The sequence below is a fragment of the Sulfitobacter sp. SH22 genome, from assembly GCF_965641905.1.
GTDB lineage: Bacteria > Pseudomonadota > Alphaproteobacteria > Rhodobacterales > Rhodobacteraceae > Sulfitobacter.
In genome coordinates, this window is record NZ_OZ282573.1 from 3,438,638 (window position 1) to 3,451,660 (window position 13,023).

At 56.9% G+C, this 13,023-nt stretch carries 12 protein-coding genes and 1 tRNA gene; 4 read left to right on the plus strand and 9 right to left on the minus strand.

What is annotated here, in order from left to right:
- Positions 1–11 precede the first annotated feature (11 nt).
- From ACSQ13_RS18745 to ACSQ13_RS18765, 5 genes are read right to left on the minus strand one after another with little or no spacing between them, the layout of a single operon-like run.
- On the minus strand, positions 12–1,037 hold the full coding sequence (locus ACSQ13_RS18745; RefSeq protein ID WP_176251257.1) for an extracellular solute-binding protein: 1,026 nt from the start codon (positions 1,035–1,037) through the stop codon (positions 12–14).
- Between the two features lie 29 nt (positions 1,038–1,066).
- Positions 1,067–1,873: an ABC transporter permease gene (locus tag ACSQ13_RS18750; RefSeq protein ID WP_217902997.1), complete on the minus strand. Its 807-nt coding sequence runs from the start codon at positions 1,871–1,873 to the stop codon at positions 1,067–1,069.
- Positions 1,866–2,768, minus strand: a complete 903-nt coding sequence (locus tag ACSQ13_RS18755) for an ABC transporter permease (protein ID WP_176251259.1) — start codon at positions 2,766–2,768, stop codon at positions 1,866–1,868. Before ACSQ13_RS18755 ends, ACSQ13_RS18750 begins: the two co-directional genes overlap by 8 nt.
- The gene (locus tag ACSQ13_RS18760; RefSeq protein ID WP_295508375.1) at positions 2,765–3,820 is read right to left on the minus strand and encodes an ABC transporter ATP-binding protein; all 1,056 of its coding nucleotides are present in this window, start codon (positions 3,818–3,820) and stop codon (positions 2,765–2,767) included. Before ACSQ13_RS18760 ends, ACSQ13_RS18755 begins: the two co-directional genes overlap by 4 nt.
- A 46-nt stretch (positions 3,821–3,866) precedes the next feature.
- The gene (locus tag ACSQ13_RS18765; RefSeq protein WP_295508377.1) at positions 3,867–5,315 is read right to left on the minus strand and encodes an amidase; all 1,449 of its coding nucleotides are present in this window, start codon (positions 5,313–5,315) and stop codon (positions 3,867–3,869) included.
- 236 nt (positions 5,316–5,551) lie between these two features.
- Here ACSQ13_RS18765 and ACSQ13_RS18770 point away from each other — a divergent pair, with 236 nt between their 5' ends.
- From ACSQ13_RS18770 to ACSQ13_RS18785, 4 genes are all read left to right on the plus strand, one after another.
- Complete coding sequence (locus ACSQ13_RS18770; protein ID WP_435988131.1) at positions 5,552–7,168, plus strand: GMC family oxidoreductase; 1,617 nt, start codon at positions 5,552–5,554, stop codon at positions 7,166–7,168.
- 12 nt (positions 7,169–7,180) lie between these two features.
- Complete coding sequence (locus ACSQ13_RS18775; RefSeq protein WP_295508382.1) at positions 7,181–8,284, plus strand: mandelate racemase/muconate lactonizing enzyme family protein; 1,104 nt, start codon at positions 7,181–7,183, stop codon at positions 8,282–8,284.
- Between the two features lie 198 nt (positions 8,285–8,482).
- A tRNA-Met gene (locus tag ACSQ13_RS18780) sits at positions 8,483–8,559 on the plus strand.
- 439 nt (positions 8,560–8,998) lie between these two features.
- The gene (locus ACSQ13_RS18785; protein WP_295512690.1) at positions 8,999–10,258 is read left to right on the plus strand and encodes a hypothetical protein; all 1,260 of its coding nucleotides are present in this window, start codon (positions 8,999–9,001) and stop codon (positions 10,256–10,258) included.
- Positions 10,259–10,323: 65 nt separating this feature from the next.
- Here the strand turns inward: ACSQ13_RS18785 and ACSQ13_RS18790 are convergent, their stop codons facing one another.
- From ACSQ13_RS18790 to ACSQ13_RS18805, 4 genes are all read right to left on the minus strand, one after another.
- A complete protein-coding gene (locus ACSQ13_RS18790) occupies positions 10,324–11,568 on the minus strand; it encodes a phenylacetate--CoA ligase family protein (RefSeq protein WP_295512691.1) in 1,245 nt (414 codons plus the stop codon).
- Positions 11,565–12,023 carry a hypothetical protein gene (locus ACSQ13_RS18795; protein WP_435988132.1) on the minus strand — a complete coding sequence of 153 codons (459 nt, stop codon included), beginning with the start codon at positions 12,021–12,023 and terminating at the stop codon, positions 11,565–11,567. The genes ACSQ13_RS18790 and ACSQ13_RS18795 overlap by 4 nt, the downstream gene beginning before the upstream one ends.
- Before the next feature lie 16 nt (positions 12,024–12,039).
- Positions 12,040–12,294, minus strand: a complete 255-nt coding sequence (locus tag ACSQ13_RS18800) for a hypothetical protein (RefSeq protein WP_295512694.1) — start codon at positions 12,292–12,294, stop codon at positions 12,040–12,042.
- 164 nt (positions 12,295–12,458) lie between these two features.
- Positions 12,459–12,944: an invasion associated locus B family protein gene (locus ACSQ13_RS18805; RefSeq protein ID WP_295512696.1), complete on the minus strand. Its 486-nt coding sequence runs from the start codon at positions 12,942–12,944 to the stop codon at positions 12,459–12,461.
- Positions 12,945–13,023: the final 79 nt, after the last annotated feature.

Genomic DNA, 13,023 nt, shown 5'->3' on the forward strand with positions numbered 1-13,023 from the left:
CCAAAGGGTGTTTACTTCAGCAGTTCGGTCCAGATCGCGGTGTACAGATCGACTGCGGATTGTGGGCATGTCGGCAGGAACTTACCGCCCGCTGCGAATTCCGCAGGGGTGACGATTTCCGGCGCGGTTTTCATGTCTTCGGGCATGAACTCCTCTGACCCGGCAACCCCGTTTGCATAGCGTGCAAAGCTGGAAATCATCGCGGCGTTTTCGGGCTCAAGGATAAAGTTGATGAACTGATATGCCTCGTCCACGTTCTTGGCATCCGACAGCAGGGCAACCGAATCCATGAACAATGGATAGCCTTCCTTGGGGTAGCCATAGACGATGTCGGGGTTGTTGATCCGTGCCCGCATGGTGGAGCCGTTCCAGTTCACCGACGCCGCATAGTCACCCGAAGACAGCTTGTCTGTGGTGCCATAATCCATCGACAGCCATTTTGGTTTGGCGGCCATCATCTTGTCGCGGACCTTTTTCAGCAGCTCAAGGTCTTCGGTGCAGGCTTCGCCGCCCAGGTTGAAGATCGCCATGTTGATCACGTCGGTCATCTCGGGCACGACGTTGATCTTGCCGACCAGTTCCTCGGGCGGGTCCATGAACAGTTCGGATGTGTTCACGTCGCCGCCATAGACGGTTGTGTTCACCGCGATGCCAACGGAACCCCACTGCCATGGCACGGAATGTGTGCGGCCCGGATCCCATGGCACGTCTTTCCATTCGGCGGCAATGTTGCCGATGTTGGGGATCTTGGAATGGTCCAGTTCGGCGATCAGGCCTTTGCGGACATAGACCGGAATGTAGTTCGCCGATGGCACCACCAGATCGAAACCGGAACCACCCGCCTCGACCTTGGTGAGGGCGGTTGTGTTGCTGTCATAATCGGTGATCGTGACAGCGATGCCGGTTTGCGCGGTGAACTTTTCGATCATTTCGGGGCTGGTGTAGTTGCCCCAGTTGAACAGGTTCAACTCACCTTCGGCAAAGGCACCGATGGTACTGCCGATAAGGGCCGTGGTCGCAAATAGAAGGGTCTTCATATAGCTCTCCATTGTTGAAAATTTACGGGTTAGTCCCGCTTTTTGGTTACGAAAACAAAGACAGTCAGGATCAGGACAGTCAGGGCCAGCAGCGCGGTTGATATCGCGTTCACCTCTGGTGTCAGCGCACGGCGCAATTGGCCCAGCATATAGGTCGGCAGTGTATCTTGCCCTGCGGATTTTACAAATTCGGTGATGATGACGTTATCAAGCGAGATGATAAACGCCAGCATTGCGCCCGCGATGACCCCCGGCAGCAAGAGCGGCAGCGTGACATATCGGAAGGTCTGCCAGGGTGTCGCATAAAGATCGGCGGCAGCGGTTTCCATCGCCGTGTCCATCCCCTCGAGCCGGGCCTTGATCGGCAGATAGGCAAAGGGAATACAAAAGGCCGAATGGGCCAAGATCAGATAGCCCAACCCGGTGTAGCCCGTCGCAACCTTGACCGAGGAAAAGAAGATCAGCAGCGCAACCGCCGTCACGATTTCGGGCACCATCAGCGGTTGGTTGATGATGACATAGATCATCGTTTGCCCCGTGAACTTGCCCCGCCTTGTGGTGCCCAATGCCGCCATCGTCGCCACGGTGGTCGAGATAACGGAAGCCCAGACCGCGATGATCAGGGACCGGGCGGTCGCGTCCTGCACCGCTTCGTTTTTGGCGGCAACGGCGTACCATTCCAGCGAAAAGCCGCCCCATTGGTTGACGGAATCCCCGCCGTTAAACGAATAGATCACCAGCGTTATGATCGGCGCATAAAGCAGAACGAACGCAAGGATCGCGATAAACGTAAAGCCGGGCAGGGTGGTGACATCAAAAACGCGTGGTTTAGCCATTGCTATCATCCCGTGACGAGGCCCGCGTGTAGATGATCAGCGACACCAGTACGACCAGCAGCAACACTGTCGAAAGCGCCGCCCCCAAAGGCCAGTTTTGACCCTGGCCAAATTGCAATTCGATAAAGTTGCCGATCATCATGTTCTTGCCGCCCCCCAACACGCGGGGCGTGACATAGGCACCAAGGCTGGGAATGAACACCAGAATGGAGCCGGCAATGATACCCGGTTTGATGATGGGCAGGATCACCCCGCGCAACACCTGCCACCGCGAGGCATAAAGATCATAGCCCGCCTCGATCAGGCGGAAATCGAACCGGTCGATGGCAGCGTATAGGGGCAGAACCATCAGGGGCAAATACACATAGGTCATGCCGATCAGCACCGCCGTATCGGTGTACAGAATCTGGATCGGTTCCGAGATCAGGTTAAAGTGCATGAGGAAGGTGTTGAGGATACCTTGGTTTCGGATCACCTCCATGATCGCAAAGGTGCGGATCAGCAGGTTTGTCCAGAACGGAATGGTGATCAGAAACAGCCAGAACGCGCGCGATTTTGCGGGGCGGGTGGCGATAAACCACGCCGTGGGCAGGCCAAAGCCAAAGGTGATAATTGTTGTGGCGATGGACAGTTTCACCGACCTCCAGAAGATCGACAGGTTCGCATCGGCAAGGCTGACCGTCTGGTCAAAGATGTCGCGTTCAAACAAGACGCGGAACCAGCCTTCGCCGGACAAGATCCAGCGAACGCCGGAATAATCGCCCTTTTCCAAAAAGGAATACAGCGCGACGATCAACAGCGGCCCGCTTGCCGCCAGCACCAGCAGGATCAGCGCAGGCGCGGACAAAAGCCAGCCATCAAGCCCTTTGCTGCGGCGGGTTTTGCGGCGGCTCATGATTTCAGCACCTGCACGGCTTGCGCGTCGATGGCGATGCCGACCGTATCACCCACGTCAAAGGCACCGGATGACTTTGATTGAATGCGCGCGACCAGCGGGCTGCCGTCTTTCAATGTGATCGTATAGTGGGTGTCGGTGCCCATATAGATCGCTTCGGTGATTTTGCCGCTGATGCCGGTTTGGGTCGTTGTCATACTGACCTGTTCCGGCCGGATCGCCAAGGTCACCGCACCTGTTTCGCCCTGCAATGGCACGGCCAGCAGATCGCCGGTGCCGATCCGCACCTGATTGCCCTCGACGGTGGCATCCAGAAAATTGGTCTCGCCGATGAAATCCGCGACGAAACGGTTTACGGGGCGGTCATAGATATCGTGCGGGGTGCCGACCTGCAAAAGCGCGCCTGCCGACATGACGCCGATCCGGTCGGACATGGTTAACGCTTCTTCCTGGTCGTGGGTGACGAAAACAAAGGTAATGCCGGTTTCGGATTGCAGCCGCTTCAGTTCGCTTTGCATTTCCTTGCGCAGCTTCAGATCCAGCGCCGACAGCGGTTCATCCAGCAAAAGCACCTGTGGTTCAGGGGCCAAGGCGCGGGCCAGCGCCACCCGTTGCTGTTGCCCGCCGGACAGTTGTTGCGGCAAACGGTTTGCGAAATCCTCTAGCTTGACCAGCGCAAGCACGCGGTCGACCGCCTTGGCCACATCAGCCGCCGACGCGCCGCGCATTTTCAGGCCGAACCCGACATTCTGCGCGACCGTCAAATGGGGAAACAAGGCATAGGATTGGAAAACGGTATTGACCGGACGCTGATAGGGCGGGTCATAGGTAATGTCTGTGCCAGACAGATGGATGGAACCGCTTGTGGGCGTCTCGAACCCTGCGATACAGCGCAGCAAGGTGGTCTTGCCGCAGCCCGATGGCCCGAGCAGGGTAAAGAATTCACCCTTTTCGATGCTGATCGACACATCGCCAAGCGCCGTAACTGCGCTGGCCCCCGCCCCATAGATTTTTCCGACGTTGCGCGCATCGATTGCGATATCTGTGTTCACGTCTATTTCCCCTGCTGCGGCTTTCAGTTTGCGTTGGGCCCCGGCACTAAGCAAGGAAATCCGCAAGCATCTTTGGCCTTTGATGTTCCCATGGGGCTGCTTGCTCAAGTTCTGCGCAAAGCGCGATCAGCGTCGCGTCATCGCCGAAAGGTGCCGCCAGATGAACGCCAACGGGCAGGCCTTCATCTGTCCAGTGCAGGGGCACGGTTGCCGCGGGTTGGCCGCTGGCGTTGAACGCCGCACAGAACGGTGAATATTCGAAAACGCCGCCCTTACCCACGCGGTAGTTCTCGTAATCATCGCGGTCGTGGGTGAAGCGGCCAACAAGGGCAGGGGGTTCGGCCAGGGTTGCGGACAGGATGATATCAACGTCGTCGAATGCGGCTGCCATCTGGCGGCCATAGGCGTGGATTTTATTGACCGCCCCCAGATAGGCGGCACCGGAAATTTTGGATGCATAGGCCAAAGCACTGCGCGCCACGCCCTGAACATCGCCCTGACGCAGGTCGCGCCCTTTGGCCTTGAGGGTGTTTTCGATCCAAAGCGCTGTGCCGCAGGCGACGATCTTGGTCCAGGCGTGCATCATCCCTTCGTGGTCGGCCTGGGGGCAGCCGGGGGTCACGTGATGGCCCAAACCTTCGAGTATCCGCGCAGTTTTCAGCACGGCTTCCTTGCAGGCCGGATCAATGGCACCGCCGGTAAATGTTGTGTCACACAGCGCGATGCGCAGACGGCGCGGCGGGCGGATTATGGCTTGGCTATAGGACGTCTCCATCGCGGGGGCGGCATAGGGGGCACCGGCATCGGGGCCCGCGCAGGCATCCATCATCGTGGCATTGTCGCGCACCGATCGGGACAAAAAGCCGTCGATGGCCATGCCGCCCCAGCCTTCGCCCGCAGCAGGACCGTCAGGAAAACGGGCGCGCGTGGCCTTGAAACCGAACAAGCCGCAGCTTGACGCAGGGATGCGCACCGACCCGCCACCATCGGACCCGTGGGCCATCGGCACGATGCCCGCTGCCACCGCAGCGCCCGACCCGCCGGATGACCCGCCAGAGGTATGTGACAGGTTCCAGGGATTGCGCGTCGGCCCGCCGTAAACGCTGGATTCTGTGACCGGGCCGATCCCGCCTTCGGGGGATGTGGTGCGCCCGAAGGTGACAACGCCCGTGCTGCGCATCCGGTCGTAAATCGCGCTGTCATAGGTATAGTGTGTGTCTTTGAGCAGGTTGGACCCGCTATGCGAAGGGAAATCCTTCGCCTCGGCCCCGAGGTCTTTCATCAAGAACGGCACACCTTTGAAGGGGCCGTCGGGCAAACCCGCCTTGATCGCCTGGCGTGCTGTTTCTTCTTGCAACAACACAACCGCATTCAGTTGCGGATTAAACGCGGCAACCCGTGCCAATGCATCGTCGAGCAGTTCATCGGGGGATGCGGCACCGGATGCGACTTGCTGCGCCAGAAATGTTGCGTCGTCTTGATCATAGGTATCCATGTGCTGCACATCCTTTGCGGGCCGGTTCAGCAGATGGTCACAGCCATCGCTGTATCACTAAGGCTACCTTAGGATGATGCCACAAGAAGGCAATACGCGTTTTCGGATGTCGCCTGATACGGGGGCGGCCCTCGTTTCTGCCCGTGGCGGGCTGCGCTATTGCAGCCTTTGAGAGAATCGTGATGAATGCAAACCTGCGGCACAACGATCACGACACTGACCTTCGGAGACCTGATTTGGACCACTTTGACTATGTAATCGTCGGTGCAGGGTCGGCTGGATCTGTTCTGGCCAACAGGCTGACCAGCAGTGGCCAGTTCAGCGTTCTGCTGCTTGAGGCTGGCGGATCGGATATGAACCCCTGGGTCCAGATGCCCATCGGGTACGGCAAGGTCTATTACGACAAACGGGTCAATTGGAAATACACGACAGAGCCGGTTCCGGGCCTGAACGGCCAGCGGTCCTATTGGCCGCGCGGCAAGGTCTTGGGCGGATCAAGTTCGATCAACGCGATGGTCTATGTGCGCGGGCATCCACAGGATTATGCCGAATGGAACGCGGTGGCCCCCGGGTGGGGCTGGGACGACATTGAACCCGTATTCCGCCGCATGGAAAACTGGGACGGCCCGCAAAGCAATGCGCGCGGGGTCGGTGGCCCCTTGGCCGTGCATGACGTCACAGACGAGGTGCACCCGCTGACGCGCACCTATCTTGAAGGGGCCGCACAGGCGGATATCCCGACCAACCGCGACTATAACGGCCCCCACATGGAAGGGGCCTGTTGCTATCAGATTACAACCAAAGGCGGCTATCGCGCCTCTGCGTCGCGCAGCTATTTGAAGCCGGCCAGAAAACGCCCCAATCTTGAGGTCCGCACAAAGGCCCATGTCACGCGGGTCTTGCTGGATGGGACGCGGGCGACGGGGGTCGAATACCGGCAGGGCGGTCACACCCATAAGGTCGAGGCACGGGCCGAAGTGATCTTGTGCGGCGGCGCGATCAATTCGCCACAACTGCTGCAATTGTCAGGCATCGGGCCGGGGGGCGTGTTGCAACAGCACGGCATAGATGTGGTGTCGGACGCATCCCAGGTCGGGCGCAACCTCCAAGACCATCTGGGCAGCGATAACCTTTATGTCTCGCGCGTGCCCAGCTTGAACCAGGAACTGCGCCCGCTGTTGGGCAAGATCAAAGCGGCCCTGCATTATGCGATGTTGCGCAAGGGTCCGCTGTCATTGAGCCTCAATCAGGGGGGCGGGTTTGTGCGTGTCTCCGAGGCGTCAAAAGGGCCGGATTTGCAGCTTTATTTTTCGCCTGTCAGCTATACGCGTGCGCCTGTCGGCGTACGCCCCTTGATGAACCCCGACCCATTCGCGGGCTTTTTGATGGGGTTCAATCCGTGCAAGCCGACCAGCGTCGGGCATTTGCAAATCCGGTCGCCCGACCCGATGGAGGCCCCCGAAATGCAGCCGAACTATCTGGACACTGACCATGACCGCGCGATGATGCTGGCCGGTACAAAACTGATGCGCCAGATCGCGGGCACCGCCGCCATGCGGGCGGTCATCGAAAGCGAACTGTACCCCGGGCCGGATATTGTCAGCGATGATGATATCGTCGCGTATAACCGTCAAAAAGCGTGGACCGTCTTTCACCAATGTTCGACCTGCCGCATGGGCAGTGATCCTGCCGCCTCGGTCGTTGACGTGCACCTTAAGGTGCACGGCATTCAGGGATTACGTGTTGCCGATGCGTCGGTCTTTCCAACCATTCCCACGGGCAACACCAATGCACCGGCCATCATGGTCGGTGAAAAGGCATCCGACATTATTCTGGCCGATGCAAAGCGCTGAAAAGGACAACAGATGAAGCTGAAATCGATCGAGACTTTCACCACCCCCGATGTCGGCTTTGTGCGCGTCACAGCCGAGGACGGATCGCAAGGCTGGGGGCAGGTGTCGAGCTATCATTCCGATATCACCTGCCAGATTTTGCACCGGCAGGTCGCACCGCATGTACTGGACAAAGACACAACCGATCTGGATGACCTGCTGGATATCGTGGCCGAGCGTGAACACAAGTTTCCCGGCTCGTACTTGCGCCGCGCAATGGCCGGGGTGGATACGGCAATCTGGGACATGCGCGGCAAACAGCAGGGTAAATCCGTGGCCGAATTGCTCGGCGGCACACCGGGTTTGATCCGCGCCTATGCGTCCTCGATGAAGCGCGACATCACCCCCAAGGACGAAGCCGCCCGCCTGATACATCTGCGCGACACCCAAGGGTTCGACGCCTTCAAGGTCCGTGCCGGTGCCGAAGTCGGCCGCGACAAGGACGAATGGCCCGGCCGCACCGAAGAGATCATCCCGACAATGCGCCGCGCGCTGGGCGATGATGTTGATCTGCTGATCGACGCGAACAGCTGCTATTCGCCTGACCGCGCGATCGAAGTCGGGCACATGCTGCAAGACAACGGTTTCACCCATTTCGAGGAACCTTGCCCCTATTGGGAGTTGGAGCAAACCAAGCAAGTCACCGATGCCCTTGATATCGACGTGACCGGAGGAGAGCAGGATTGCGACCTGCCAACATGGAAACGGATGATCGATATGCGGGCCGTCGATATCGTGCAGCCCGATATTCTGTATCTGGGCGGGATCAGCCGCACATTGCGGGTTGCCAAAATGGCCGCCGCTGCCGGCTTGCCCGTCACCCCGCATTGCGCGAACTGGTCACTGGTTACGCTGTTCACGATGCACCTGCTGCGCGCGATCCCGAATGCCGGCAAATATCTGGAGTTTTCTATCGAGGGGCCGGATTATTATCCGTGGCAGTACGATCTGTTTGTCCAAAGCCCTTATGGAATCGAGAACGGCCAAGCCCGCGTGACCGATGCACCGGGCTGGGGTGTTGAAATCTCGCCCGATTGGCTGGCCCGCTCGGCCTATCAGATCAGCACGCTGGAATAGCGCTGCGTCTGTCGTCTCGGTTCAGCCTGTGGCCTTTTCTTGAAACCCTCAAGATTTAGCCAATAAAATCAGAGAGCAACCGGCGACAGACCGCCACAAAAGCCGATGAAAAAACGGTTTTGCAAATTAATGTAACAATTTTGAAAAAATCGGACAAAACCGCCTTGCAGCCCGCGCTCAACAGGGGTAGCACACCCCTGCGGGATGGAGCAGTCCGGTAGCTCGTCAGGCTCATAACCTGAAGGTCGTAGGTTCAAATCCTACTCCCGCAACCAAAATATAGCAATAAATCAAACGCTTAGAACCCGACTTAATCAGTCGGGCTTTGTGCGTTCGTTTCATGTCAACGCCATGTCAACGTTTGCCGAGTCGCACCCCCTGAAAAGACGTAGTCACTCATAATCATCCGCATTGGCAGGTAGCGGCTCGCATTCGCCAGCATTGACCCGTGCCGTTTAATCATTGGGTCGCATTTGATGCGTTTAGCTTATTCGATAAGAGGGGCGTCTGAGCTGATATCTTACCGTCAAAGGCAAATAGCCTTGAGCACAGCCCGTTTAGCCTCTACCGTTTACGAGAAAAGACAAGGTCTCGAAGATGCCCAATCAAGCTGAGAGCAATATCCCTGCAGGGTATGGTCGTCAGTTCCGTGAAGCACGCGCCTGGCAGGGATTAAGCTTAGAGGAGCTGGCACGCTTGGCCAGGAAGCTGTAGATGATGGCAAAAGCGACACATAAATGGGCGTTCAAGTCAACCATGCGCGCAGGCGCATACAACTGGAAGTCATCATCCAAGGCCATCGAGCGGCTAAAACTGGCAAGCTCCGAGATCCGAGCCGTTGCACGCGTCGATCCTTTGACGTCCGCTGAGGGAGTCATCGCGCTCGCCCAGCGCATCTGGCCCGCCTTCGAGCATATCGACACGTCCTCGGGCGCCCTTGGGACGGCTGTGCGGCGAACCCTCGACGAGGTGATCCCCGTCTTGATTGCTGCGCCGGCAGACGAAAGGACCCGGACGAAATGGCTCGAGCAGCTTCGTGAGGCGATCCTTGACGATGGCGTCGACTATTTGGCGCCGATTGCCGATCAGTTCGGCAAAATCGCCGCCTATCCTGTCTTGATGAACGAACATGCCGATCGCGATCTCAATCTCATCCACAATGTGTGGTCCGATCATACCCAATACGGGCATGTGCCCACGGCAACCCTGACCCTCTCCTGTCTGCTTGAAGCCGGGCGGTACGACGAGTTGTTGGCCCTTCTTGTTGTGAAAAAGACCCATCTTTGGTTTGATGAAAAATTTGGGGCAGAGGCTCTACGTCGTCAGGGGCGGGAAGACGATGCCTTGATCTATGCGGAGACGCTTTTGACGAATGAGCGCAATGGCTGGGGACGGCAGGAGATTGCGCGGTTCTGCGAAGGTATTTTGGTGCGACATGGACGCTCCGACGAGGCTTACTGTCGGTTTGGTCCTCCCAGCGCTTCGGGCAATACCTATCTCGCGATGTGGCGCGACCTGGTGAAACGCTATCCTGATATTGATGCACGCAGGATCCTCGAAGACCTGATCGCGACACAAGGCCAGAAAGGGAAGTGGTTCGCTGCGGCCAAGACGGCAAAGTATCTCGATCTGGCCCTCGACTGTGCGGCACAACCGGATGCTGCACCTGCAACGCTCATTCGGGCTGCGCGCGATTTTGCAATCAAAGACCCGGCTTTCGCTGGACAGGTTGGGCTCCATGCCATTGGTCATCTATTGTCTGGTCGGGGCTACGACCCAAGCCCGCTCGACATCGACGCGGCGGTGGGGCATGTCATGGCGGCCTCGGAGCGCCTTGGGAAATCAGACGAGGCAATTCAGGAGCTTGAAAGGCTGGCCGGGAATGCTGCGGCGGATGTAATGATGTCCGCGAGCCTGAAATCGAAACTGTCGGATATCGTAAAGGGCAGGACCAAAAAGCTGCGTAACATTTGAACACAAACCCCTCCAGCAAACTCGGGGCGATTCAGTATTTTGAATGCGATTTAACCGAACGCACTCTACTGTTCAACAAACCGAATGCCCGGCGATTTGGTTGCGACCGGCACCTCAGGCAACAACGTGATCCTTGGTCGGGTAAAGTACCCGGCCTTCACCATGTCGCAAAGCCGTGTCGTGGCCGATAGACGGAGCTTTTGAAACAGAGCTTCTGACAGCTGCTGTTGCAGATAGGCAGAATTATCACGCTGATTTCTTGGCACCACAATCACATTCAGAGAGACCTGTTGCTTTCCGCCTGAGATATGCTCGCGCACTTCGACCGCTGTATAGGGCGCAAAGGTATCCCCAAATGTAGCGACGATGGCGGATATCTCCTCATAGCGTAGCTCAACCCCGGCGATGCGCACAAAATCAACATTGGCGCGCCCTGAAAGTTCAAAGGAAATCCCGTCATGCCCGCAGCTGCAACGATCCGGTCCAAGCCAGTCCACGCGGTCCCCTGTTTTGTAGCGTATGAGCGGAAAGGCTGTTGGAACATTGAGCTGGGTGACCAGTAACTCTCCGTCCTGGTTTTCAACGTAGATGCCAGTTGGATTGAGGTGGAAATACCCTGAATTCTGACACTCACAATTGGGACCGCGCGTGCCAGTTTCCTGGCCCATTTCGCCCATGGCATAGTGATGAAAGACCTTGGCCAAAGGAAACACCTGCTTTAGGGCTTGCAAGGTTTGTGCGCGGGCAGGCTCGCCGGTGAGTTCCAGAAACCGAATTTGCAGGCGATCCTCAAGGCGATCCAGCATTTGGCCGAAGAGCAGTAGGAGTGAGGGTGTTCCTGCCAGCGTGTCAGCCTTCATGGCCGCGACCAGCGGGAGATGATGCATCAATTGTTGGGGGTCGCAGATGACAGTCTGCAGGCCTGCCAGCCGGTCATTTTCCACATGGGTGATAACATGCTGATAACCCCAAAGGTAAATCTTGCGGCGTGCACCTGCTTGCACCAATTGTTGCGCCATGTGGCGGTAAGTCGTTGTACGCAAATAAAAAAGAGGAGCTTGCCCAGACGTACCGCTTGTGGAGCGAATATCGTCAACAAGCGTGACTTCAGATGAAAGGCGCTTAAATGGGGCAAATCGGTTGAGCGTAGCGCGATCCAACACGGGCAACATCTCAAAGTCTTCAAGAGAGCTGATCTTGGGGCATTCCATGATGCCATGGTCGGCACAGACCTGCCTGTACCACTCGGAATGCGCAGTCTCGTAAGCAAAGGTAACAATGGCCTGAAGCGCGGCGATCCAGGTCATCATATCAGGTCGTGTTTTGGATGAGAAAGTCTGTGGCAGTTTCCGCTTGCAACCAATTTGATCACAGAGTGTTCAACATCCTGAGCTATATCGCCCACGATGACGACCTGCTTCAATTGCCCAAGGTGGTCTTTGAACATACGACCCTCGGCAAGATAAGGGACCAGTTTCGAAGACAACACCAGGCAGTCATGCGCGATGGTCTTGAAAAACATATCTGTCCAACCTGGGTTGAAGACCGTTCCCAAGGATATCGGTACGCCTGCTTCCTGGCACGCGTAGGAAAAGAACAGGTCGATCTTGTCTTCCGGTGGTGCAAAGCACAGCGGACGCGCGACCCCTGTGACTTGCCACAGCGCACGCAGTTCAGGCCAATCCAGATCTGACGGCGCAGCCTCCAGTATATAAAAGTCCCCATTCGAAGATCGAATGGGGACCAAAACCTTCGGCAACATCATTGAATTCACGGGCCGTCTAAATTGCGCTACCACAACCGCTGAACTTAAAGTCGCCCTCTATATCTCCTTCAAAGCTGCTCAGAATGGTGTGGAAATCCCGGTTTGCGGGCTGTTCACAGCTTACGCGCAGCGCTTTGTCCATCATCGCAATGTCGGCATTGGTCAGATCAAGGGAATGATCAATTGGTGATTTGGCCAAAACAGGGGCGTTACTGAAAGCCAACGTTGCCAAGCCAGCGGTTGCAAGAGTCAAAGATTTGGCGTGTTTCATGTCAGACCTCGAAATGTGTTGATTCAAGTTACGAATAGTGTCGGAGATCGGGTTATGAGAGTCAATGCTTATCGCTCTGCTTTGGCGCAAAACGGGTGCAACTATTGCCTTCATAATGGCTTTGGGTCACCCGACCTGCATTGAGCTTTGCAGTGTACGTCGCTTCATTGTATCGCCTCCCAGGCCTTTGTGAAGCCTATGAGGGAAATTACTGGCTCAACCTCGTCTTGGCCCGCATCAAAGAAGGTGACTTTCATCTCACTCCCCCTTTGCATCGCTTTGAGTAGTTGGGGTGTGAGTTTTATGCCAGCGTGGCACCCTTGAGAATTGCATATCTCGAAGGGTAAAACAGTCTTTCGATTGCCATCGATTTGATATTGCCAACCCGTGCTGAGCAGAATGCCCAATGGGAACGATAAAAGAAGCGTCGGCTCCTCTCCCCCAAAGACTTTCATTTGCAGAATAAGCCGCCGGGTCGAGGGTTGCACAATCGTCTGAGCCATGCGGCACGTTTGCGCCTCATCACAAGCCACACGCCAGTCGGAAAAGATCTGGGGTTCTGTTGTATCTGCCTCTTGAGCCACCACAATTGCGGCGCTTGCAGCCAAGGTCACAGTCGCAACCCAAATTTTCAGAGCCTGAAGTTTCACCTTGATTGCCCGTTTGAAGTGTAAGAAACGTGTCGCTGTTCTTTAACGGGTTTTGAAGGCAAGGGCCATATGTATCAGC

What these genes read in the sequence shown, in the direction of transcription:
- ACSQ13_RS18745 (WP_176251257.1), bottom strand. Translation starts at nt 1,037, where the DNA reads ATGAAGACCCTTCTATTTGCGACCACGGCCCTTATCGGCAGTACCATC.
- ACSQ13_RS18750 (WP_217902997.1), bottom strand. Translation starts at nt 1,873, where the DNA reads ATGGCTAAACCACGCGTTTTTGATGTCACCACCCTGCCCGGCTTTACG.
- ACSQ13_RS18755 (WP_176251259.1), bottom strand. Translation starts at nt 2,768, where the DNA reads ATGAGCCGCCGCAAAACCCGCCGCAGCAAAGGGCTTGATGGCTGGCTT.
- ACSQ13_RS18765 (WP_295508377.1), bottom strand. Translation starts at nt 5,315, where the DNA reads ATGGATACCTATGATCAAGACGACGCAACATTTCTGGCGCAGCAAGTC.
- ACSQ13_RS18775 (WP_295508382.1), top strand. Translation starts at nt 7,181, where the DNA reads ATGAAGCTGAAATCGATCGAGACTTTCACCACCCCCGATGTCGGCTTT.
- ACSQ13_RS18785 (WP_295512690.1), top strand. Translation starts at nt 8,999, where the DNA reads ATGATGGCAAAAGCGACACATAAATGGGCGTTCAAGTCAACCATGCGC.
- ACSQ13_RS18790 (WP_295512691.1), bottom strand. Translation starts at nt 11,568, where the DNA reads ATGATGACCTGGATCGCCGCGCTTCAGGCCATTGTTACCTTTGCTTAC.
- ACSQ13_RS18795 (WP_435988132.1), bottom strand. Translation starts at nt 12,023, where the DNA reads ATGATGTTGCCGAAGGTTTTGGTCCCCATTCGATCTTCGAATGGGGAC.
- ACSQ13_RS18800 (WP_295512694.1), bottom strand. Translation starts at nt 12,294, where the DNA reads ATGAAACACGCCAAATCTTTGACTCTTGCAACCGCTGGCTTGGCAACG.